Annotated in this window: 24 protein-coding genes; 15 read left to right on the top strand and 9 right to left on the bottom strand. The window is 40.9% G+C overall.

Annotated elements, in window-relative coordinates; genetic code table 11:
- Nucleotides 1-124 precede the first annotated feature (124 nt).
- On the top strand, nt 125-328 hold the full coding sequence (locus tag FLM54_RS14895) for a YheV family putative zinc ribbon protein (protein ID WP_008114218.1): 204 nt from the start codon (nt 125-127) through the stop codon (nt 326-328).
- Between the two features lie 17 nt (nt 329-345).
- On the opposite strand, the gene FLM54_RS14890 is transcribed toward FLM54_RS14895, so the two are convergent.
- Both FLM54_RS14890 and FLM54_RS14885 read right to left on the bottom strand, forming a co-directional pair.
- The gene (locus tag FLM54_RS14890) at nt 346-561 is read right to left on the bottom strand and encodes a SlyX family protein (protein WP_008465625.1); all 216 of its coding nucleotides are present in this window, start codon (nt 559-561) and stop codon (nt 346-348) included.
- The gene (locus tag FLM54_RS14885) at nt 548-1,546 is read right to left on the bottom strand and encodes a WD40 repeat domain-containing protein (RefSeq protein WP_178956753.1); all 999 of its coding nucleotides are present in this window, start codon (nt 1,544-1,546) and stop codon (nt 548-550) included. The genes FLM54_RS14890 and FLM54_RS14885 overlap by 14 nt, the downstream gene beginning before the upstream one ends.
- Before the next feature lie 195 nt (nt 1,547-1,741).
- Between FLM54_RS14885 and fkpA the strand changes: the two genes are divergently transcribed.
- A complete protein-coding gene (fkpA, locus tag FLM54_RS14880; protein WP_138608400.1) occupies nt 1,742-2,494 on the top strand; it encodes an FKBP-type peptidyl-prolyl cis-trans isomerase in 753 nt (250 codons plus the stop codon).
- 59 nt (nt 2,495-2,553) lie between these two features.
- On the opposite strand, the gene rsd is transcribed toward fkpA, so the two are convergent.
- On the bottom strand, nt 2,554-3,024 hold the full coding sequence (gene rsd, locus FLM54_RS14875; protein WP_138608398.1) for a sigma D regulator: 471 nt from the start codon (nt 3,022-3,024) through the stop codon (nt 2,554-2,556).
- A gap of 504 nt (nt 3,025-3,528) precedes the next feature.
- On the opposite strand from rsd, the gene hemE reads away from it, so the two are divergent.
- Nucleotides 3,529-4,593: a uroporphyrinogen decarboxylase gene (gene hemE, locus FLM54_RS14870; protein ID WP_008114207.1), complete on the top strand. Its 1,065-nt coding sequence runs from the start codon at nt 3,529-3,531 to the stop codon at nt 4,591-4,593.
- Nucleotides 4,594-4,662: 69 nt separating this feature from the next.
- On the opposite strand, the gene sthA is transcribed toward hemE, so the two are convergent.
- Together sthA and FLM54_RS14860 are read right to left on the bottom strand one after the other, a co-directional pair.
- The gene (sthA, locus tag FLM54_RS14865) at nt 4,663-6,093 is read right to left on the bottom strand and encodes a Si-specific NAD(P)(+) transhydrogenase (protein ID WP_008114205.1); all 1,431 of its coding nucleotides are present in this window, start codon (nt 6,091-6,093) and stop codon (nt 4,663-4,665) included.
- A 13-nt stretch (nt 6,094-6,106) separates the two neighbouring features.
- Entirely contained in the window at nt 6,107-7,240 is a 1,134-nt protein-coding gene (locus FLM54_RS14860; protein ID WP_008114204.1) for an acyl-CoA desaturase, read from the bottom strand.
- 130 nt (nt 7,241-7,370) lie between these two features.
- Between FLM54_RS14860 and fabR the strand changes: the two genes are divergently transcribed.
- The 8 genes from fabR (at nt 7,371) to FLM54_RS14820 (ending at nt 15,637) form a co-directional block, all read left to right on the top strand.
- On the top strand, nt 7,371-7,988 hold the full coding sequence (gene fabR, locus FLM54_RS14855) for an HTH-type transcriptional repressor FabR (RefSeq protein ID WP_008114202.1): 618 nt from the start codon (nt 7,371-7,373) through the stop codon (nt 7,986-7,988).
- 397 nt (nt 7,989-8,385) lie between these two features.
- The gene (leuA, locus tag FLM54_RS14850; RefSeq protein ID WP_010392352.1) at nt 8,386-9,939 is read left to right on the top strand and encodes a 2-isopropylmalate synthase; all 1,554 of its coding nucleotides are present in this window, start codon (nt 8,386-8,388) and stop codon (nt 9,937-9,939) included.
- Nucleotides 9,936-11,012, top strand: a complete 1,077-nt coding sequence (gene leuB / locus FLM54_RS14845; RefSeq protein WP_055012752.1) for a 3-isopropylmalate dehydrogenase — start codon at nt 9,936-9,938, stop codon at nt 11,010-11,012. The genes leuA and leuB overlap by 4 nt, the downstream gene beginning before the upstream one ends.
- A 56-nt stretch (nt 11,013-11,068) precedes the next feature.
- On the top strand, nt 11,069-12,469 hold the full coding sequence (gene leuC / locus FLM54_RS14840) for a 3-isopropylmalate dehydratase large subunit (RefSeq protein WP_178956752.1): 1,401 nt from the start codon (nt 11,069-11,071) through the stop codon (nt 12,467-12,469).
- Nucleotides 12,469-13,068, top strand: coding sequence for a 3-isopropylmalate dehydratase small subunit (gene leuD / locus FLM54_RS14835; RefSeq protein WP_178956751.1), 600 nt, complete (start codon nt 12,469-12,471; stop codon nt 13,066-13,068). The genes leuC and leuD overlap by 1 nt, the downstream gene beginning before the upstream one ends.
- A 228-nt stretch (nt 13,069-13,296) precedes the next feature.
- Entirely contained in the window at nt 13,297-14,286 is a 990-nt protein-coding gene (locus tag FLM54_RS14830; RefSeq protein WP_178956750.1) for a hypothetical protein, read from the top strand.
- A 1-nt stretch (nt 14,287) separates the two neighbouring features.
- Entirely contained in the window at nt 14,288-14,902 is a 615-nt protein-coding gene (locus FLM54_RS14825; RefSeq protein WP_178956749.1) for a hypothetical protein, read from the top strand.
- A 138-nt stretch (nt 14,903-15,040) separates the two neighbouring features.
- On the top strand, nt 15,041-15,637 hold the full coding sequence (locus FLM54_RS14820; protein ID WP_178956748.1) for a hypothetical protein: 597 nt from the start codon (nt 15,041-15,043) through the stop codon (nt 15,635-15,637).
- Nucleotides 15,638-15,702: 65 nt separating this feature from the next.
- Here the strand turns inward: FLM54_RS14820 and FLM54_RS14815 are convergent, their stop codons facing one another.
- Nucleotides 15,703-16,083: a hypothetical protein gene (locus FLM54_RS14815; protein ID WP_138608386.1), complete on the bottom strand. Its 381-nt coding sequence runs from the start codon at nt 16,081-16,083 to the stop codon at nt 15,703-15,705.
- Nucleotides 16,084-16,178: 95 nt separating this feature from the next.
- Between FLM54_RS14815 and FLM54_RS14810 the strand changes: the two genes are divergently transcribed.
- The gene (locus FLM54_RS14810; RefSeq protein WP_138608384.1) at nt 16,179-16,622 is read left to right on the top strand and encodes a TerB family tellurite resistance protein; all 444 of its coding nucleotides are present in this window, start codon (nt 16,179-16,181) and stop codon (nt 16,620-16,622) included.
- Nucleotides 16,623-16,629: 7 nt separating this feature from the next.
- Here FLM54_RS14810 and FLM54_RS14805 read toward each other — a convergent pair whose 3' ends face one another.
- The gene (locus FLM54_RS14805) at nt 16,630-17,196 is read right to left on the bottom strand and encodes an NADPH-dependent FMN reductase (protein ID WP_138608382.1); all 567 of its coding nucleotides are present in this window, start codon (nt 17,194-17,196) and stop codon (nt 16,630-16,632) included.
- A 117-nt stretch (nt 17,197-17,313) separates the two neighbouring features.
- On the opposite strand from FLM54_RS14805, the gene FLM54_RS14800 reads away from it, so the two are divergent.
- Complete coding sequence (locus FLM54_RS14800) at nt 17,314-18,210, top strand: LysR family transcriptional regulator (protein WP_178956747.1); 897 nt, start codon at nt 17,314-17,316, stop codon at nt 18,208-18,210.
- Nucleotides 18,211-18,215: 5 nt separating this feature from the next.
- Here FLM54_RS14800 and norR read toward each other — a convergent pair whose 3' ends face one another.
- Nucleotides 18,216-19,781, bottom strand: coding sequence for a nitric oxide reductase transcriptional regulator NorR (gene norR, locus FLM54_RS14795; protein ID WP_178956874.1), 1,566 nt, complete (start codon nt 19,779-19,781; stop codon nt 18,216-18,218).
- A gap of 428 nt (nt 19,782-20,209) precedes the next feature.
- Here norR and FLM54_RS14790 point away from each other — a divergent pair, with 428 nt between their 5' ends.
- Both FLM54_RS14790 and hmpA read left to right on the top strand, forming a co-directional pair.
- On the top strand, nt 20,210-21,442 hold the full coding sequence (locus tag FLM54_RS14790; protein ID WP_178956746.1) for an NnrS family protein: 1,233 nt from the start codon (nt 20,210-20,212) through the stop codon (nt 21,440-21,442).
- A 20-nt stretch (nt 21,443-21,462) separates the two neighbouring features.
- Nucleotides 21,463-22,644, top strand: coding sequence for an NO-inducible flavohemoprotein (gene hmpA, locus FLM54_RS14785; RefSeq protein ID WP_138608374.1), 1,182 nt, complete (start codon nt 21,463-21,465; stop codon nt 22,642-22,644).
- 7 nt (nt 22,645-22,651) lie between these two features.
- Here hmpA and FLM54_RS14780 read toward each other — a convergent pair whose 3' ends face one another.
- A complete protein-coding gene (locus FLM54_RS14780) occupies nt 22,652-23,305 on the bottom strand; it encodes an endonuclease (RefSeq protein WP_138608372.1) in 654 nt (217 codons plus the stop codon).
- Nucleotides 23,306-23,359: the final 54 nt, after the last annotated feature.

Raw genomic sequence — 23,359 nt, 5'->3', positions numbered from 1 at the left:
TACTTTACTGTGCCTTGATTGAATTGCCGCCATTATAACACGGATCTTATTAGCCATATCAATCGTATCAAGTAGGCAAATATTGCGATAAAATAACGTCAGTCAAAATGGTAGGAAAAGCGAAGTGAAACATAAAAAACGATTTATTGCTGGAGCAACGTGTCCTGAGTGTAAAACCATGGATATGTTAATGCTTTACAAAGAGCACGACGTAGAAAAAGTTGAATGTATGCAGTGTGGCCATAAAATGGCTCAACCAGAGCAGGCTGTGCAGGCATCAACACGCCAATTTGAACAGATCATTGGCGTGTTTAATCCAGGCGATTAGTGCCTTGTTAGTGCTGCTTAATAATGCGGCGGCGGTGGCTCTGGCATATTCGACATCATAGGCTGTGATGACTGCGACTCTTTAAGTTTTTCAGCCAGCAACTCGGTTTGGCGCTTTATTTTTGCCAACTGTTGCTGGTGAACTTTTATTTCATCATTTAAAATTTCAATCGTTTCGTCTTGAAAAGCCACTTTAGCCTCAAGTTCCATTAACCGATGTTCAATTGTGTTCATTTGGTTCTCGTATAATAAAGCGCTCAGCGATTCCGCTTGAGCTTTCAGTTAACAATGATTTACCGTTATCTGTAAATGTCACATCAAGTACCACTGCCGATTTTGGCCTACTGCCTTCTCTTGGGGTCACTTGCCATGTTTGAATTTTTTCACCACTGTTTAGCTGCCATAAATCCACCTGTTTGTTCGGTGAACCGGTTGCTAATAAAGTGCCTTGGTCGTTAAAGCGCACCGCAGTAAAAATTTTCTGACGCGCAATATACTTTAGTTTACTAACAAGGTCACCTGTAGTCAGCTTCCATACATTTGCTTGTGCCATACTGTCGGCGGTAAAAGCATAACGTCCTTGAGGATCTAAAGCGACTCGGGTTACTCGGGTTGGGTGATTAAAGCGATGAATAACTTGTCCACTTTGGGTATCCCATAAGTAGGCCACATAATCGTTTGAGCCGCTCAATGCATAGCGCCCATTAGGTGATAGGTCTACGGTGTTTACTTTATCTTGATGGCCTAAAAATTCAATGCGTCTGCCTGTGTTAAGGTTTATAAATACTACAACGCCATCGCTGCGCCCGTACACAACACTGTTGCCTTGGTTACTAATGGCAATATCGCGGATGCTGGCTTTTTGTATTTTATAAAAGCCTTTATTTTTGCCTGTGGCAATATCCCAAACGGCGAAGGTGGTTTTTTCGGCGGTAACAGCCACGCTATTATCAAAAGCAATGGCTACAGCGTAAACAAGGCTGTCTTGCGCTTGTTGTTGAAACCATTGGTATTTAAGGGCTTGCTGTTGATTATCCCAAAGTGCGACCCCATGATTGATAGAAGACACTAAGCTGTATTGACCATCATGCGAGAGTGCGGATGAGAAAGCACCTTGTGCCGTGTGCTCAAAACTAGCCACTGCTTGTTGTTTTTCATCACTACATGCAATTGTTAATAAACAGCAGGTAGCAACTAAAAAAGTACGAAATAACGACATATTACAGGTATTTCCTCTTAACTCTTCGTGACTGAGAGGTTAGACTAGGTTGCGAAAAACGCCTAGGTTGTTTGTCTAATCACTGGATATGTTTTTAGTTTAGCTATTAAACAAGCAGCCTACCATGTAGGCCGTTAATCTTTAACTAGTAATATTACAATAAATGACAACTGCAAAGTGTGTCGGAGATTTAAAATGAGAAAGACGATTAAATTGTCATTGATTGCAGCGTCAGTTTTAGCGCTTACAGCTTGTAATCAAGAAGCAAAAAAAGAGCAAGCAGACGTTAAACTAGATACTGTAGCGCAACAACAAGCTTACGGTATTGGGGCATCTGTAGGTAACTTTTTAAATAAAGACCTAGCGGATAAAAAAGAAATTGGTATCGAATTAGATCAAGCATTATTAATGCGTGGTTTTGAAGATGCACTTGCCGGTAATGCTAAAATTGACGAAGAAAAAATTCGTGAAGTATTAACAGCATTAGATGAGTCAGTGCGCACTAAACAAGAAGAAAAAGCAAAGGTTGAGTCTGAAAAAAGCAAAGTTGAGGGTGAAAAATACCTAGCTGAGAATGCTAACAAAGAAGGCGTAATGGTTACTGAGTCTGGTTTACAGTACGAAGTATTGAGCCAAGGCGAAGGCGCTAAGCCAGTAGCGACTGACGTGGTTAAAGTACATTATAAAGGTACTCTTTTAGACGGTACTGAATTTGATAGCTCTTATTCACGTAACGAGCCAACAACTTTCCCACTAAACCGTGTTATTCCTGGTTGGACTGAAGGCTTACAGCTTATGCCTGTAGGTTCTAAGTACAAATTTACCATTCCTTCAGACCTTGCTTACGGTGACCGTGATTTAGGTAAAATTCCTGCTAATTCAACACTTATTTTTGAAGTTGAGTTATTAGAAATTCAAAATGATGCAGAAGCTGCCGCTGCAGAATAAGTATTTATATAAAACAAAAAAGGGACCTAGGTCCCTTTTTTATTGCACTGAATAACTGATTAATCTGCGTGATTAGAATATAAGTTATCAATTAACTCATCTTCAAGTGCAAAGCGCGCTTCCAGTGCTTCACCCATTACCGATAGGTCATTATCAAATCCTACTAATAAATCTTCAGCGTCTACTTCAGCGTATTTATCGTTAAAATCCAGAGCAATGTCTGTGGTATCTGAAATACGTGGGTATATAGTATTTGCCAGTTGTTGGCTTTCTAGGCCTTTCTTTTCGCAAGCTTTAGCAATATCGTCGTACACTTCAAAGTGCCCAGCCGATAGATAATCCATCAATATTTGGCAAAAAGCTTGAATTTGAGACGGTTCAGGCAAAGACTGATCTTTTTTCTCGTAAGGTGAAAAGCCTGCAATTTTACAGTAAAGTACAATCAGCTCTTGGCGTTCGTTTAACCAATTGTCGATGACCGTATGGCTACCCCCCCACTTTTGTTGAGCTTTTTCTACACGCTTCAGCATAATTCTTCTCCTAAGCTGGGTTGGATTTTAAATTGGTAATAAAGTTTCTATCATCCAAGATATATTTAATTGGCGTGTATATCAACAAGTAAAATAGATGTAGTACCACAGAGGGTTTTGTTTACGGGTATAAGTTGTAAGTATTTATTGCAGGAAAGAAAAAACCACCAATTACGGTGGTTTAATTTCTTTATTGGACTTGTTTAAACAAGCATTCTTATTTTTATTAGAGATTTTTATTATTTTTATATTAACGATTATTGTTATTGTTATGTTAACGCGGGAGTAACAATATCAAGCTTTTATAAATGTTGCAAATAGTTTAATGAAAAGTTTTTATTATTAACGTTTACTTGATTGTTTTGTGTACAAAACGAAATGAAAACAAAAAATCACTTGATCTGGTGCTACTCTGTGGCGATTTAATCGCTTAGCGATAGAGGGGGGGCAAATATGGTGGTACAATCTTGCACAATTTCTAAAAGCCCTAGGACTCTATACGCTATGAGCGAATTAAAAAACGACCGTTATTTACGTGCCCTTGCCAAGCAACCTGTTGATGTCACGCCAGTATGGATGATGCGTCAAGCTGGACGTTATTTACCTGAATACCGTGCTACACGTGCACAAGCGGGCGATTTTATGAGCCTGTGTAGAAATGCTGAGTTAGCCTGTGAAGTAACATTACAGCCTCTGCGTCGTTACCCATTAGATGCCGCTATTTTATTTAGTGATATTTTAACTATTCCAGATGCAATGGGATTAGGCTTGTACTTTGAAACGGGTGAAGGCCCTAAGTTTGAACGCCCAATTTCATCATTAGCCGATGTTAAAAAAATTCCTAAACTTGATCCTACCGATGAGCTTGGCTATGTAATGAATGCTGTAAGCACTATTCGTCGTGAGCTTAAAGGTGAAGTGCCATTAATTGGTTTCTCGGGTTCACCTTGGACACTTGCAACTTATATGGTTGAAGGCGGAAGTAGTAAGGTTTTTGGTAAAATCAAAAAAATGGCATTTGCTGAGCCACAAACACTGCATTTACTACTTGATAAGCTAGCTGATTCAGTGATTGATTACTTAAACGCGCAAGTTAAAGCGGGTGCACAATCACTGATGATATTTGACTCGTGGGGCGGTGTATTGAGCCCGCGTGACTACAATGAGTTTTCACTACAGTATATGCATAAAATCGTTGATGGTTTAATTCGCGAAAATGATGGCCGTAAAGTACCGGTTACCTTGTTCACTAAAAATGGTGGCCAATGGATTGAGGCAATTGCAGCAACAGGTTGTGATGCAGTAGGCCTAGATTGGACTATTAATATTGGTGATGCAAAACGTCGTGTTGGCGATAAAGTGGCGCTACAAGGCAATATGGACCCTTCAATGCTACACGGCACGCCAGATCGTATTCGCCAAGAAGTGGGTACGATTTTAGAAGACTTTGGCACTGGCAATGGTCATGTATTTAACTTAGGGCATGGTATTACACCAGATGTTGACCCAGAAAATGCGGGTGTATTTATTAACGCTGTGCATGAGCTAAGTGCGCAATATCATAAGTAAGTTATGAACTAACAATAAAAAGCCCGCTAATTAGCGGGCTTTTTTGTGCAAACTATTTTACTTAAGCACTTATTTAAACAAGCGGTTTAAGCCATTTAATGCCGCAACTCGATAAGCTTCTGCCATTGTTGGGTAGTTAAACGTAGTATTTACAAAGTAGTCGATGGTATTGCCACCATTTTTTTGTTCCATTATAGCTTGGCCAATGTGAACAATCTCAGAGGCACGCTCACCAAAGCAATGCACCCCAAGTACTTCCTTGGTTTCTGTATGGAACAATATTTTTAAACTACCCACATCGGTACCTGCAATTTGTGCACGTGCTAAGTGTTTAAATTGCGCACGTCCCACTTCGTACGGTACTTTTGCGGCAGTTAATTGCTGCTCTGTTTTACCTACTGAACTCATTTCAGGAATAGTATAAATACCGGCTGGGATATCAATAATCAGCTTTTCATCGCAGTTACCACAAGCGATGGCATCTGCTGCAATTCGACCTTGGTCAAAGGCAGCACTAGCAAGGCTTGGGTAGCCAATAACATCGCCTACCGCATATACGTTGTCTATTTCTGTTTGGTAGGTTTCGTTTACTTTTACTTGTCCGCGGCTATCTGCTTTTAAGCCAATTGCTTCTAAATTCAATGTATCAGTATTACCAGTACGGCCATTGGCAAATAAAATACAGTCAGCCTTTACACGTTTACCCGATTTTAAATGCATAACAACACAGTCATCGCGGGTTTCAATGCGATCAAATTCTTCGTTATGACGAATAACAATGCCACTATTCCAAAAGTGATAGCTAAGCGCATCAGATATTTCAGCATCCATAAACGCAAGTAGGCGATCGCGAGTATTTACTAAATCAACCTTTGCACCTAGCCCTTTGAAGATAGATGCGTATTCACAACCAATTACACCCGCGCCGTATATAAGTACGCGATGCGGGTCGTGTTCAAGGCCTAAAATTGTGTCACTTTCATAAATACGCGAATGGGTGAAATCAACACCTGGTGGGCGATAAGGTCGTGAGCCGGTAGCAATAACAATAGTTTGTGCAGTTAGGCGTTCAGTTGAACCGTCATTACGTCTAATTTCAATAGTGTGCTTATCAACAAAGCTAGCATCGCCTTGAAACATATGAATGCGATTACGATCGTAAAAGCTGCTGCGTAAGTTTGATTGCTTTGAAATTACCGAACTGGCATGGCGCAAAATATCAGGAAAAGTAAGTCTTACTGGGCGCTCGCCTACGTTAAACAAAGGGTTTGCTTTGTATTCAATGTAGCGACTAACCGAATGACGAAGTGCCTTTGAAGGAATGGTTCCCCAGTGAACACAACCACCACCAACAGCAGTTTGACGTTCAATAACCGCTACTTTTTTGTTGCTTTTAGAGAGGTTCATAGCGGTCCCTTCACCGCCAGGACCCGTGCCAATAATGATTGCATCATATTGGTAGCTCACGGGTACTTTTTTCTTTTCTGGTTGTTTGGCCACAGCCACTCCTATTTTAACTAAAAGAGGCTTTTAATAACCTCGCATTAAGTGCTAGCCATGCCTGCTTTTGTGTTTCCCAGGCGGCTTCAAGCTCGTGATATTGTGCCATTAATGCCGACTTTTCACACTGCTTTGCCATATTATTTTTTTTAGCTTCCAACACTTGTTTTTGTAATGAGCAATAATTTTGCAGCTTTTTAAGCAGCAAATCGTACTCTTGTTGTAATAATGTAAGCTTATCTTGCGCTAAAGGCAATTTTGCAAGACGACCTTGTGTTTTACTCATTAAGGTTTCTGCTTTAGCTTTTTCAATGCGCTCAACCGGTGTGCGCTTTAATTTACTCGCTAAACCAATGGCTGCGAGTGAGCGGATCATCCATTTTGTTGGGTCGTAATGAAACCATTTAATGCCATTGCGGTAATCGCTGGCAAAAATATGATGGAAGTTATGATAACCCTCACCGTAGGTAAACAGTGCTAAAAAGCCATTGTCTCTCGCGGTATTTTTTTCAGTGTAAGGACGTGAACCCCAAATATGTGCTACTGAGTTAATAAAAAAGGTAAAGTGCTGACTCAGCACTAAACGCAATAAGCCTGCTAACAGTAACATGCCCCATACATCACCAAGCATTAAGCCGAGTACTAGCGGTAAACCAACATTCATGGCAATTACCAATTTTAAGTAATGCTTGTGCTGCCACATAACAATTTTATTTCGCTGTAAATCACGACAGTTGCTGTAATCATCGTAGCTGTCGCCTTGGTAGTCGCGAAGCATCCAGCCAATGTGACTGTACCAAAAGCCATTAGTGGCGGCATAAGGGTCTTTAACTGGGTCATCAACTTGACCATGGTGAATTCGATGATCGCTGCTCCAATGCAGCGCACTATTTTGTAGCGCAAAAGCACCACCAAGGGCAAAAATAAATTCAACCGCAGGGTGTGCGTTATAGGTTTTATGTGCCCATAAACGGTGGTAGCCCGCGGTGATCGATAATCCCGCAAAAAACATGCAAGCTACAAAAGCAACCCACTGCGTGCCTGTAAAGCCATAGTTAAACCCATACCAAGGTACAAGTGTAATAGCAGCCAAAAACGTCAGGCTAAAGAAAAGGACGTTGGTCCATATAATTGGTGGTTTTTTCATGTTTATCATTTCTCAGCGTACAACTGTAAGCTAAAATAATATTTCAATCTGCTGCCGTCAAGTATTAGACTGTACTATTAGCTATTTTTTTAATTAAAAATTTATTACAAACTCACTCAGGGAGCTGTTGATGTCGGGTGTTAGAGCACAACAGAAACAAAAAACACGACAAGCATTAATTGAAGCTGCATTTAATCAGCTTAGTGCTGATCATAGCTTTTCTAATTTAAGCTTGCGTGAGGTTGCACGCGAAGCAGGTATTGCGCCTACCTCTTTTTATCGTCACTTTAAAGATATGAACGAGTTGGGCTTAACCATGGTTGATGAAGCGGGTTTAACCCTACGCCAGCTGATGCGCCAAGCACGCAGACGAATAGCCAGTGGTGGCAGTGTAATCAACACCTCTGTGGTTACTTTTATGGAGTTTATTGATAACTCAAGCAATCAGTTTAGACTTTTGTTGCGTGAACGTTCAGGTACCTCAAAAGCATTTAGAGCAGCAGTGGCGCGTGAAGTGAAACACTTTATTTTAGAGCTCGCACATTATTTAGAAAGTGAAACCCCCTGCGATGCTATTCATGCGTATATTCAGGCAGAAGCCATGGTTACTTTGGTATTTAATGCAGGCGCTGAAGCGCTTGATATTGAAGGTCAGCAACGCGATGAACTGATAGAGCGAGTTATATGGCAGTTACGTTATATTACGCGCGGCGCGTCAAATTACGTACGTGCTGAAAATAAAGAATAGATATTAAAAAAAGTTAAAATAAGCGCTGTATTTTACAGCGCTTATTAATTTAAGCCTGCTCCAGGTTTAAATTGGATGTTTTATTCTGTTTACAAGTTTTATTTGAATTTTAAATCCCCAGAAAGTCCCCTTTAATTATTTGTTTGGTATTTTTATGCTTGCGCCAACTGCGTTGCAATGATAAAAATAAGCCTCATTGGACACACACACAAGAAAACAGATGCAAACTATTCGCTTAATTACACTAAACCTAAACCTCTTACTGCTGTGGCAAGTGAGCGGGGATTAGTGTGTTTGCATTGAGTTAAACATTAAAAACCCCGCAACCGCGGGGTTTTTTTTATCTCGCTGTAGGGATAAATCGAAATTTGGGTAACACAGCAATTGAGGGGCAGCTATGCAACAGCAAGATAAAGTATGGATTTTTGATACCACCTTACGTGATGGTGAGCAGGCACTAAAAGCAAGCCTAACAGAAGACGATAAAGTTCAACTGGCGCATACCATTAGCCGCTTAAATGTGGATGTAATGGAAGTGGGGTTTCCGGTGTCGAGCCCAGCTGACTTTCGCTCAGTGCAACGTATTGCCACCGAGGTGAAAGGCCCTATTATTTGTGGCTTAGCTCGCTCGGTTGCCAAAGATATCGAGGCCTGTGGCGATGCGCTGCGCGCTGCACAGCAAAGTCGTATTCATACTTTTATTGCCACCAGCCCGCTTCATCTTGAACACAAGTTGCGTATGAGCCTTGATGATGCAACTGCAATGGCTGTTAAATCTATTAAATTAGCGCGTAACTATACCGATGATGTTGAGTTTTCCTGTGAAGATGCTGGGCGTACACCGCATTGGGATTTATGCAAAATTGTTGAACAAGCAATTAACGCCGGTGCATCAACAATTAATTTGCCAGATACAGTCGGTTTTGTAACTCCAGATGAATACGCAGCAATGATCCGTCATTTAATGAATAACGTGCCAAATATAGATAAAGCGCGTTTAAGTGTGCATTGCCACAACGATTTAGGTTTAGCCGTTGCCAACTCCGTGGCCGCAGTGCAAGCCGGTGCACGCCAAATTGAATGCACCATTAATGGTATAGGTGAGCGTGCGGGGAACTGTTCACTTGAAGAAGTGGCAATGATTATGAAAATGCGCAAAGACCACTTAAACGTATATACCGACATAAAAAGCGAAGAAATTTATCGCGCTTCTCGCCAGGTAGCCAAAATTTGTAATATGCCGGTACAGCCAAATAAAGCGATTGTTGGCGAAAATGCGTTTGCTCACAGCTCAGGTATTCATCAAGACGGTGTATTAAAAGCGCAAAACACTTATGAAATTATGTCACCAGAAAGTGTTGGCGTACCAAGTAATCAGTTAAACATGACCTCACGCTCAGGCCGCCATGTTATAGAACACCGCTTAGAAGAATTAGGCTATCAAAAATCAGATTACGACATGGATAGCTTATACCAAAGTTTCGTTGCGCTGGCTGACCAAAAAGGCACAGTATACGACTATGACCTAGAGGCAATGATTTACTTTAATCAAATTAACGATAAAGACGAAAAGTATCAGTTAGAGTTTGTTAACTCTGCGTCTAATTCACAATCTGTGGCCAGCTCAACCATAGGCTTGCTGATTGATGGCGAAGCAAAACAAGAAGCGGCCACAGGTAATGGCCCTGTTGAAGCTTCGTTTGCTGCTATTGAGCGCTTAACAGGTATGAGTGTTGAAATGATTGAATACAATTTAGAGGCAACTGGCCAAGGCGCCAGCTCATTAGGGCAAGTGAATATTATTGCTAAATATGATGGTCGTCCCTATCACGGTGCTGGTATTGCGGCCGATGTGGTCGAAGCCTCTGTTCGAGCTATGGTTCGGGTTTATAACTTAATTTATCGAGCACAAAAAGTGTCTGATTTAAAACAACAAAGGAAAGCAGGATGAGTAAAACACATTACAGCGTTGCCGTATTAGCAGGCGACGGTATTGGCCCAGAAGTTATGGCAGCTGCAGAGCAAGTACTTGACGCAGTCAGTGATAAATTTGGTTTTACTTTGAACCGTGAGCATCACGCGATTGGCGGCGCAGCCATTGATGAATTTGGCAAAGCACTTCCTGATACAACTTTAAAAGCCTGTGAAAACGCCGATGCTATTTTATTTGGTTCAGTGGGCGGTCCTAAGTGGGAAAACTTGCCACCGAATGAGCAGCCAGAGCGCGCGTCATTGTTACCACTACGCAAACATTTTGGTTTGTTTTGTAACTTACGCCCTGCTCAATTGTTACCCGCATTGAGCGCTGCATCACCACTTCGTGCTGATATTAGCGAAAAAGGCTTTGATATTTTGTGTGTGCGTGAGCTAACCGGCGGTATTTATTTTGGTGAAAAAGGTCGCAGTGGCGAAGGTGCTGAAGAAGCGGCATTTGACACCCAAACATACTCGCGTAAAGAAATTGAGCGTATTGCACGTTTTGCTTTTGAGGCCGCTAAATTGCGCAGCAATCATGTAACCTCGGTTGATAAAGCCAATGTACTGGCATCAAGTGTACTGTGGCGTGAAGTAGTCACCGAAGTGAGTAAAGAGTTTCCTGAGGTGAGCTTAGATTATATTTATGTAGATAATGCAGCGATGCAGCTAGTTAAACAGCCTAGCCAGTTTGATGTATTACTGTGCGATAACTTATTTGGCGACATTTTATCTGACGAATGCGCGATGATCACCGGCTCAATGGGGCTATTACCTTCGGCTAGCTTAAATCAATCAGGCTTTGGCTTGTATGAACCCGCGGGTGGCTCAGCGCCCGATATCGCCGGAAAAGGGGTTGCTAACCCTATTGCACAAATTTTAAGTGCCGCATTAATGTTACGTTATTCGTTAGGACAAGATGAAGCGGCTCGCACCATTGAAAAAGCAGTTGCAGAGGCGGTTGAAGCGGGTGTGGGGACACCTGATATTTATCCGCAGGGCGGCTATACCACCACCGATGTTGCAGCGGCTATTGTTTCACGCATTTAACTATTAAAGCCACAGCACCGTTAGGCTGTGGCTCAATCAGATCAGGGAGTTAGCAAGTGGCTCAAACTTTATACAATAAAATTTGGCAAGCACATACGGTTGCCAGCATCAACGAGCAAACCGATTTACTTTATATTGACCGTCATTTAGTACACGAAGTGACGTCGCCACAAGCATTTGCAGGTTTACGTGAAAAAAATCGTAAAGTGCGCTGTCCAGAAAAAACCATTGCGACCATGGATCATAATGTTTCAACTAAAAGCCGTTCATTAGATGCAGCCAGCGAAGTCTCTAAAAATCAACTAATGGCACTGGATGCAAACTGTAAAGAATTTGGTATTTTGCTGTACGACCTAGATTCAGTAAATCAAGGTATAGTACATGTGATTGGCCCAGAGCAAGGGATCACTTTGCCAGGCACCATCATAGTATGCGGCGATAGTCATACCTCAACCCACGGCGCGTTTGGAGCGCTTGCCCATGGTATTGGAACCTCAGAAGTTGAGCACGTATTAGCTACGCAAACGCTACAGCAAAAAAAGGCTAAGTCGTTAAAAATTCAAATTAACGGTGTGTTACGCCCAACAGTAACTGCTAAAGATTTAATTATGGCGGTTATAGGTAAACTAGGCACTGCTGGTGGTACGGGTTATGTGGCTGAATTTTGTGGTGAAGGCATTGAAGCGCTATCAATGGAAGCGCGCATGACGTTGTGTAATATGAGTATTGAAATGGGTGCCAAGGCCGGTTTAATTGCCCCAGACAAGGTAACGTATGACTACTTAAAAGGGCGCCCATTTGCACCAAAAGGCGCTGATTTTGACGCCGCTGTTGCCTACTGGGAAACTTTAAAAACTGATGATGGCGCAACCTTTGACTTAGAGGTAGAGTTAGATGCCGTTAATATTCAACCACAGATCACCTGGGGGACTAACCCAGAGCAAGTGATTGGCGTTGACGAATGTATTCCAGATCCAGACAAAGAAACCGATTTAATTAAAGCTGATGCCATTCGTAGTGCACTTAAATACATGGGTTTAAAAGCGGGCGATAAGTTATCAACTGCCAAAGTAGACACAGTATTTATTGGCTCATGCACCAACAGCCGCATTGAAGATTTACGCGCCGCAGCAAAAATAGTTGAAGGCAAGCAAGTGGTTGCTGGCATTGAAGCATTAATTGTTCCAGGCTCAGGCTTGGTTAAACAACAAGCAGAAGATGAAGGCCTTGCCGACATATTTAAAGCTGCAGGATTTGAATGGCGTGAGCCAGGTTGTTCTATGTGTTTAGCAATGAATGACGACCGTTTAGGCGCAGGTAAACGCTGTGCATCTACATCTAACCGTAATTTTGAAGGACGCCAAGGGCGAGGCGGGCGTACACACTTAGTGAGCCCAGCAATGGCGGCAGCGGCAGCAATACATGGCCACTTTGTTGATATTAGAGGAGAAGCCTAATGAGCATCTATTTTAGTGGCTTAATGGCCCCACTTGATAAAAACAACGTCGATACCGACCAAATTATTCCTAAGCAGTTTTTAACTTCAACCAGCCGTGATGGTTTTGATGCTGCGCTATTTTACGATTGGCGTTATTTAGATAATGGCGAGCCAAACCCTGATTTTATTTTGAACCGACCCTGCTATCAAGGCGCGCAAATACTACTAACCCGTGACAACTTTGGCTGTGGTTCATCACGTGAACACGCCCCATGGGCGCTTAAACAATACGGTTTTGAAGTGATTTTGGCTGAAAGTTTTGCTGATATTTTCTTTAATAACTGTGGCAATAACCAAATGCTTGCCATTGCACTGCCAGCGCAAATCTTAGAAGACTTATTTGTGTTAAGTGAGCAGCATGACGATATTTACATTGATGTGGATCTTGAAAACCAGCAATTATGCAGCAATAAATTTGCGCCAATCAGCTTTGATATTCGCAATGATGTGAAAGAGCGTTTATTAAGTGGCTTAGACTTTATTGGTGTAACCGAGACCCTAAATCCGCAAATTGATGCGTTTGAAGCAAAACTTGCCGCTGAGCGTCCTTGGCAATAACCTGATTTTTCCATGTGAACCTAAACGCGGCGAAAGCCGTGTTTTTACTTGTATGAAAACCTAAAATTTTCAGTTGAAACTATATTTCTAATCAGTTTACGTTAAACATATTAAGGTGTACTCTTTTCATTAAGTAAAGGGAAAGCCTCTAGCAATTTATCACTTCATTACTGCTTTTCTTAGGATAATTTTAATACTTAACTCTATCAATAACAAAGGATGTAAAATATGCAATCAACTGAACGACGCTGGGTTTATTTTTATGATTTTCATTTGAGGTCTTACCCTGATGATGCCCCTCAATTCGATTTTGATGAAGTGTTAGATAAAGTTGAGCATATTTGGAAAAATGGAAAAGCTGTACATCAATATAGAAAAAATGAAATAACTATAAGGGTCAAAGATTTCAAAAGAATAGATGGATTTGTGATGCTTTTACTGCATGCATCTGATGTCAAAGCTACTGATCCAGCATTTTCGAACACTCAAACTGGTGCCGTTAGAGTTGAAGTCAAGAAAAAGTTTGAAGGTATTGGCGCAGCCTGTCATGTTTTATTTAGTCTTGATTGTATAAAGGAGAAGAAAGGTTGGCACCTCTCTGTAATTGAGGAAGTTACAGGTTTACCAAAGTCTACAATTGAACAGTTTTTAACTCGCCTCTTTCAAATAAGTTGTAAGTCAACCTATAAAAAGCCAGGCAGTAAAAGCAAGGAAGGGAATATCTGTAGGCCTATGGCTTCTTTTAATGGCCACGCTAGCTCTACATTGCAGAACTCTCTAAAACATAGCTCTTTGCAAGGGATAACTTTATTAAATAATAATGATGGCAATTTTATTGATGATAATAAAGAACTGAGAATGTCAGAACAAGCTATCAAGTTAAGAGTTTCAGGGAAGCCAACAGGAAGCAAAGCATTGGAGTTGATAAAAAAAGCTACAAGTTTTGGTAAGGAAAAAAATTACGACGAAGTGAGGGTGCAGTATTCTGAGGTCGTATCCGAAGAGGTAACAACGAATGAAAAAGGTGAGAAAAAGACTAGGCAAGTAAAGAAACAACGAACTATGCCTTTCAATTCCAAAGAAGCTGACATTGCGAACTTACTTTTTACTAAGTCAGAACTAATTGAATTAAATAATAAAATAGGTCAATGTGAAAATAATATACACAAAGAGCTCGCAAATAATATGAAGAAGATGCTTGAAAAGGCTATAAAATAAAATGGATATAATATGCAAGTTACTTGCCCCAATGCGCTATTTGAAGATTAGTAATAGGCAGAAAAGGTTAGTTGACTTTGTGATTCCAATCATTATAGCAATTTTAACCTGTCTAATATTTTATTTCCTACCAAGGCCGATTGCTGTATTGGGTGATAAAGGAATGATTCACTCAGTGAGTGGTTTTCTGCAAGTGTTGACCGGTTTTTACATTGCAGCCCTCGGCGCAATAGCTACTTTTCCAAACCCCAACATAGATTCACCAACTGATGGCATACCTTTAAAACTTGATGATAAAGTGTTAAGTCGAAGACAATTTTTATCATACATGTTTGGTTTTCTATCATTTGTTAGCTTCCTATTGGTATTTTTTAGCAAAATAGTTATTAGTGCAGGAAGCAATATCGAACTACTTTTAAATTCTTTTAATTCTATCTACTTAAATACACTTAAGTATTTGTTTTTATTTGTTTATGTATATTCTATTTCATTGATTATGTTGACAACTTTTTTTGGTCTTTATTACCTAACGGAAAAGATACATGAAGAGAAGACTGAATTTACAAGTGAAGTTGGAGACGTAAAAGGTGAACCAAAGAATAAAAGTGAGTTTTAACAATTTAGAGCAGCTTTAACGAAACTAATCATTATGGTTAGATTTATTCTTACTCGCCGTATAGCAGCTTATCGTAATTGTTTTCTTTATGTCCATTAAACCATTAGCCTAAGCTAAAATTTTATTTAGGGATACATTATGAAATTATTAACAGCTGCAGCACTAATGCTTGCATCAACCGCTGCAATAGCACGCCCAGCACCTTTAGTATCAATTCCAAGCCATGATGGCTTTTTTGATAACATTGCTGCCCATTGTGGTAAAGCTTTTGAAGGTAAAGTAACGGTTGATAATGCCACAGGGCCGAGTTCATTTGCCGATAAAAAATTAGTTATGCATGTGCGTAAGTGTAATGAACGTGAGCTACAAGTGCCGTTTCATGTGGGTGATGATGCCTCACGTACGTGGATCATTACTAAAACAGGCAGTGGGTTGAGTTTAAAGCACGATCACCGCCATCAAGATGGCAGCGATGATGTGTCTACTATGTATGGTGGTCATACGCTTGATGCGGGTTTTGCTAACATGCAGTCATTCCCTGCTGATCAGTATTCAAAAGAGTTATTTGTTAGCCAAGGCATACCACAATCGGTAGGCAATACATGGCAAATGTATATTTATCCTGAAAAGTTTACTTACCGACTCATTCGCCAAGGTCGCGAATTCCGCGTTGACTTTGATTTAACTAAGCCTATCACACCACCGGCTGCGCCGTGGGGATATAGCGTTAACTAAACTCAGCGTCAGTAAAGCCACTGGCTGTTTTAATACTCAGTGGCTTACTGAAAAGTAAAGAGGGGTTATTTTTTTGAGGTTTTTTCTGCGGGTATTTCACACTGCACAAATACACTCAGTGGTGGCTGATAAGCGCGTGGTTTAGTTGGAAAACGTTCATACTCTTGCACCCCTTCGGTTACTTTTAACATAAAAGGGTTATCGCGACATAAGCGGTTAGCGTGGCGCAATAAAAACACACTTTGGTTTTTAAAATGTGGGTAGTCATCAGATTGGATCTCTAGATGATAGTTGTTAGTGTCTATTTGAGTTTGTTTGTAATGCACCTTTTCATCAAAGTCATATAGCCGCTGCATTTCAGTTTGTTCTGCCGACACATTCAAACATGCTGTTAAAAACACCCAGCTAATACTTCCATATAGATAATGATTAGCTTTTCTACTCATAAACCTTTAACTCCATCTTGATATTGGGTAGTGTGATCAGCATATCTATTACACCCGTTATTATATAAGTCTAACACCCAAAAAGGGGAAATGTGATGTTCAAGCAAATTAAACAGCTTTTTTCGAGTATTGATCAGCAAGATTATGATATTGAACAACATGATTTAAAAACAGCGGTTGCAGCGTTATTAATTGAAGTAATGCGAGCGGATAACGATTTACAGGCAGATGAACAACATACGCTAAGTCTGACATTAAAAAAATATTTTGATTTAACTGATGAAGCAGTAGATGAGTTAACCGAACAAGCAAGCTCAAGTTTAGATGATGCCATTGATTATTTTCAATTTTCTAAGCAAATTAATAATCAATGCAGTGCACAGCAACGTATTGATATAGTTGAGCTACTTTGGCGCTTGGCGTACGCGGATGGTGAACTTGATCCTCAAGAAGAGTACGTTATTCGTCGTGTTGCAAACTTGTTGTATGTTACCCATGAAGACTTTATTGCTGCAAAGCTTGCAGCAACAAAGTTATAGCCGCTGCTTATTTTAGCTTACTCGCTACGCTAACTAACTGCTGTGCAAGGCCGGCCACTTTTTCAGCGGTAGCGGGGTCGTTAATACGGCCATTTTCGTCTAATAAAGTATGAATAGCCGGTACTGCCAGTTGGTTAGCTAATACTAAGCTGCCAATGCCAGATAAAATATCACGCACGTGATTCAACCCACGTAAGCCGCCAAGTCCACCCGGTGATGCTGCATATAAAGCGGTTACTTTATTTGCAAATGCAGGCTCTGCACCTTGTTCGGTGCGCGACGCCCAATCAATGGCATTTTTTAACACTGCGGTGATAGAACCATTATATTCTGGGCTGGCCAGTAAAATACCATCTGCTGTGCGCAGCTTGTCTTTTAATTGTTGTACGCCGGCCGGTGTGCCTTGTGCTTCTAAATCTTCATCAAACATAGGTATGGCTAAGTCTGCGAGTTTGATCACTTCCACTTCAGCGCCACTTTCTAGTGCAAAACGAGCTGCTTCATTAATAAGTTTTTGATTAAAGCTGTCTTTACGTAAGCTACCTGCTAGGGCAATAATTTTTGGTGTAGTCATGAGCTGATCCTAATGTTGATTGTGTACAGCAGTGACTTTAACAAATAATTGCTTGCAGAAAAGCCAAATAAACGCAAAACTTGTGTGCGTATATGCACAATTTAAAAAGTGGTTACTATGGCAATTCAATTTGATGATTGGCAAGATCTTAAGGTTGCTTATGAGGTGGCGCGTTTAGGCACTTTAACTGCAGCTGCCGAAGCACTAGATATTCATCACAGTACGGTGCTCAGGCGAATAAATAACTTAGAGAAAAGCTTAGATGCGCGATTATTCCACCGACATGCTCGTGGCTACAAAGTCACAGAGATTGGCGCTAAGTTATTTACCACAGCACAAGCAATTAATGGTGAGCTAGAACGCTTACACAGTGACATAATTGCAGCAGATAGTACCTTACAAGGTAGCTTGTTACTTACCACTGTGAGTGGTTTTATAGATGTATTAAGTGAGGTATGTGAGCAGTTTCAGACCTTGCATCCGCAAGTGCAATTACAAGTGATTATGGATCAAAAGCGTTTGCGCTTAGACCATGGCCAAGCACATATCGCTGTAAGAGCAGGGCCCAGGCCGGATGAAGGTGATTATATTGCTCAGCATTTAGCGGCACTCTCGTCAGGATTTTATGCTTCAAAACATTACATAAATCGTTATGGCTTGCCACAAACGTTAGCACAACTCTCGGTGCATAATTTTGTATCAGGAGTCGCGGGTTATAATGGCAAAGTGCCTTATTTTGCGTGGGTTGATGAAAATATTCCCTCGTCGCAAGTTAAACTTAGAGTATCAGAAACCTCAGAGGCTACTCGCGCCATCGTTAAGGGGCTAGGGATTGGCGGATTACAACATGATGTTGCAGCGCAATACTCTGATTTAGTGCCTGTATTACCTAACGAACTAAGTTGGCCTACTGACTTATGGTTAGTGACGCACCATTTAGTGCATCGTACTGCGAAAGTGCAAGCGTTTAGTCAGTTATTAAAAACCTATTTTAAGCAGCGTAAATTAAGTTAAAAAAGCTACAACGACTTTTTTATAGAAATACCCAAGCGCTTGGCTAGCCGCGTTAAGTTAGCGCGGTCGACCTGTAAACTTCGCGCTGTGCTTGCCCAGTTATAATTATGTTGTTTAAGTTGCTGTATAATAAGCTGCTGAGTGTAAGTATCGGTGGCTTGTTTTAACGAAATGTTGTTTGTTAAAGGTGTGGTTGCAAGCTGGTTTGAGTGTTCAAGATCTAAGGTGTTAATAGCGTTTAAATTTAGCTCGCAATGCTCTGGCTCAATAGTAATAATTGGCTGCTGCCATTGATGCTGTTTAGCTTTTAATGCGGCGCGATTAATAACATGTTCCAGCTCTCTTACATTGCCAGGCCAGTCATATTTTTTTAGCAGTAATTGCGTTTCAATGCTGAGTTTTAGCTGTTTAATCGCAAGCTTGCGAGCTGTTTTTTCCAAAAAATAACCGGCTAATAAAATAACATCTTCATCACGGGCTTTTAAAGGCGCTACGCTTAACGGGTACACACTTAGGCGATGATATAAGTCGGCGCGAAATCGCCCCTGTTCTACTTCGTGTTTCAAGTCACGGTTAGTGGCTGCAATCACTCTAACATCAACATATTTAAGTTCGTCTTCACCAACGGTTTGTACTTCGCCACTTTGCAGTACCCGTAATAATTTACTTTGCATTGCCAGTGGTAGCTCGCCTATTTCATCCAAAAATAAGGTACCGCCATCGGCTAATTGAAACTTACCTTGGCGAGCATTTTGTGCCCCCGTAAAGGCGCCTTTTGCATGGCCAAAAAATTCACTTTCGGCGAGGTTTTCAGGCAGTGATGCACAATTTAAATGGATCAATGGCTGATCTTTGCGTGCTGAATGCAAGTGAATATTACGCGCCACCAACTCTTTGCCGACCCCAGTATCACCTAAAATTAATACACTAAAATTAGAGGCTGCAACCAGCTTTATTTCGTTTTTAAGGGTTTGTATTACTGGGCTTTGGCCAATAATTTCACCACCATCACGCTTGAGCGCCTCACGGTTTAACGCTTGTACTAATTCACTTGAGTGCTGGGCATGTTGTTTGTAATGGGCAAGCTCTAGGGCTGTTTTAAAGTGCGCACTGCACAAGGTTTGTAAGGTATTAAGCGTATCAGCGGTAATGCCGTCAAACGCATCAGCGTTTAGGCTATCAAAGGTCAAAATACCAAGCAGCGAATCTTTATCATAAAGCGGTAACCCTAAGCAGGCATGCACTGGAATATCACCCGTTTTAGCTAGTAGTAAGCCGTCATATGGGTCTGGGAGCGGGCAGTCATGTGCAAATTGCAGTGCCAAGCGGTGATTACAAATAGCATCAAGGCGAGGATGCTCTGCAATGTTAAAGCGCCTGCCTAAGCTATCAGGCATTAAACCTTTAATCGCTAAAGGCTTTAATTGCTCGCCTTGGCGAATTAACAAAGCGCTAGCATCACTTGGAATAACACGTTCAACTGTGGCTAAGAGCTGCTCAAAACTGTGGGCATGTAAGGTGCTTTGTGCAAGCTCCAAGGCAACTTGAGTCAGGTTGAATTGCTGGTTCATGTCAAAATGACCTGTTAGTGTATTTAATTGGTTTTTATAGTAGGTCATAAAGACTCTTTTTGTAAAGTGAAATTAAATAATGCATTGAATTTAAAGTGTTTATTTAATTGGCATGGTCTGTGTAATAACAAAATAACGAAAGCAGTTATTGGGGTTGTTATGAGCAGTATTTTTTTAGGACAGGTTAATTATTCAGTGAAGTCTAATTCTCTGTATTACCGTTTGCTATCTCATGCAAATAAGATGCTATGTATTAGCGTATTTGGGGTGTTGATTACGTTGTTAATAAGTTATCCCTATGCAGGCTACTTTTCTATACCGGTACAAATTTTTGCACACATTAGCACGATTGTCCTCGCGGCGATTGTCAAAGTGAGTTACGTACTGCGCTGTGTGGCGCAGCATGGACTGGGGCAGGAGGTGCGCTAATGAAGCCCATAAACTTAGCCGAACCTATGCCAGCGCAGGTCGCATTTCATCAGGTATCACAATGGTCATTATGGATGTTGGCATTTAGACCCTTTTTTTTAGCTGGTGGATCACTAGCGTGTTTATCTGTGGGTTATTGGTTACTTATTTTAAGTGGCGATGCACAGTGGTATTTAGTTATGCCTGCTAATTTGTGGCATGCACATGAAATGTTATTTGGTTTTGCGGGCGTGGTTGTGGCTGGCTTTTTACTTACTGCAGCACAAACATGGACCGGTGTTGCAAGTATTAACGGTAAACCATTGATGTGGCTTAGCCTAATATGGCTTAGTGCACGGCTTAGTTTTTTTGTAGTTGTGCCTAGCATTGATCAGTTTAATGTTTATGCGGTACTGATTTTACAAGTTGTTTGGTGGCTCTCGGTAATCATAGTGTTAGCCAGCATGTTGATAAAAGCGAGCAGTAAACGCAACTACTTGTTTTTATTTATTCTTTCATTTTTATGTACGCTCAATATGTTGTATTTAATACTAGTGCTAAAAAACCAAACGCAGCTAGCGCTTGTAATGGTTGATACCGCAGTACTGGTTATAAGTTTGTTGGTGGGGGTTGTAGCTGGGCGTGTATTACCCTTTTTTACTGCCAAAGGGCTGGGCTTATCTAAGCAGGTACGCACACCAAACATAGATAAAGCTATTTTATACTTATCGGTATTGGCGATAGCATTATTTTTTATTAGTAAATTATTTTTCACTGTAATTAACCCGGCACTAGTTGTGATGAGTGCAGCGTTTTTGCATTTAGTTCGCGGTGTTTGCTGGTGGAACAAGCAAGTCCTAAAAGTCCCATTATTATGGTCGTTACACTTTGCGTATTTAGCTTTAGGTATAGGTTTAATGTTAGTGGCAATCAGTTTTTATAGCAGTGCAATACTGTTTAAAGACGCGCTGCATTTTATCACTATTGGTGGTATCGGCATGATGATTTTAGCCATGATGACACGGGTATCACTAGGACATACCGGTCGCTCACTTAGTATTCCTGGTTTTATGAATCTTGCATTTGTATTGGTGTTTAGTGCCGCAATTATTCGTGCTTTTCTCCCGTCTTTTATTGGGCCACACCTAGCTTGGCAGATCAGTGCTGTGCTTTGGTTACTGGCCTTTTTATTATTTTTAATTCACTGCACTCCTATATTAACGCGGCGTCGTGTTGATGGGCGTCGTGGTTAGTTCACCCATAGGAAACCAAAATGTTATCTGAAAAAACTATTGAGATTGTAAAAAGTACAGCTCCATTACTTGCAGAAGCGGGCACAGCCGTCACCGATCATTTTTATAAGCGCATGTTTAGCCATAACCCGGAACTTAAACATATTTTTAATATGACTAACCAAGAAACGGGTCGTCAGCAATTTGCATTATTTAATGCCTTGGCTGCGTATGCGCAAAATATTGATAATTTAGCCGTGTTAAAAGAGGCATTAGCTAGAATTAACCATAAGCATACCAGCTTGAATATTTTACCCGAACACTACCCTATTGTAGGGGCGCATTTGATCGGCACACTTAAAGAGCTTATTCCTGATCAGTTTACAGCTGATGTTGAATACGCATGGCGAGAAGCTTATAACCTACTGGCTGATATTTGTATTACCGAAGAAGCAGCGTTGTATACACACAGTAAAAATAATCATGGTGGCTGGGTAGGTACACGGAAGTTTGAAATTACTCATAAACATGTTGAGTCTGAATTTGTAACCAGCTTTATCCTCACACCTTTAGACGGCAAAGCTGTTATTTCCCACAAGCCAGGACAATATCTTGGCATTAAAGTTAAGCCTGAGGGGGCAGAATATGAAGAGATCCGCCAGTATTCTATTTCGCAAAAGAGCAATGCTAAAAACTATCGTATTAGCGTTAAAAAAGAGTGCCAACCACAGCCTGGCGTGGTGTCTAACTATTTACACTCACTAGAGCAGGGCGCACGAGTAGAGCTATACCCACCAGCAGGTGATTTCTTTTTGAAAGATGCAACAAGCCCCGTTGTGCTTATTTCTGCAGGTGTTGGCCAAACCCCAATGATGGCTATGCTGCAAACGCTATTGAGCGACAATACTAATCAAGCGATTAGTTACTTACACGCGTGTGAAAATAGCTTGGAGTATTCATTTAAAGACTACCTAGCTCAGCAAACGGCTATGCATCCACAACTAAAAACCTTAACCTGGTTTAATCAAGGTGGTGGGGGATGTGATTACACAGGTCTTATGGATTTATCTGTGCTTGAAGCATCACTGCCTATTAGCGAAGGGGCATTTTATTTGTGTGGACCAGCTTCATTTATGGCTTATGTAAAAGGCCAACTACTTGACTTAGGTGTACAGAGCTCGAATATTCATTACGAAATATTTGGACCACACCAAGCATTATAAACATAAGTTACAGCTTTTTACTGTCGGTTTTTGCGGCATAAGCTTGTTGTTGCCACGCATTAAACAGCTTTTGTTGTTGATTTGATATTTTTAAACCATAAGTTTTTTGCATGTAAGCGTATGCATCGGCAATACGTTTACGTGCATAAACCGGAGGCTCTATAACGCGTTGTTTAAAATTAACCTTAACCTCACAGCGACCATATTGATTAGCATTTTGGGCTAACATGCCAAAGCGATAGTTTGAACGATCAGCGTTAATTTCACCGATTGCGGGAGCTAAATTGTTAATATCAGCTTCCATCATGCGAAACTTTGCACTTACTTTACGGCAATTTTTACGTCCACCATCTTGCCAGCATTGTAACTGATGACCGAACTCCCAAGCGGGTACAATATGTTCCCATTCTATTCGCAGAGCGCGTTGGTTCACGTTACCTGAACGGGTAAATGTGTTGCGTGGCACATAACCACAATGGGTTGCATCGGGTACTAACTTTTTGCCTTTACGTTTTATGTCGCAACCACAATAGATACTTTTTGCATTGGTTGGTAAGGTTTTAATTAAGTGTTTTTTAGCACTGGAAAAACGAGTAAATTGCTCAGCATTAATAGTAAAGCTGATAACGCAAAGCAATAACGCAAAAATAAAATGCGGCATATCCTATCACTTTAGTGAACTACAGGAGCCGCGATTTTAAAGAGAATAACCTAA

This window comes from Pseudoalteromonas sp. Scap25 (assembly GCF_013394125.1).
GTDB lineage: Bacteria > Pseudomonadota > Gammaproteobacteria > Enterobacterales > Alteromonadaceae > Pseudoalteromonas.
Note: the sequence above shows the minus strand (reverse complement) of the source record. Positions and strands in the feature narration are given on the sequence as shown.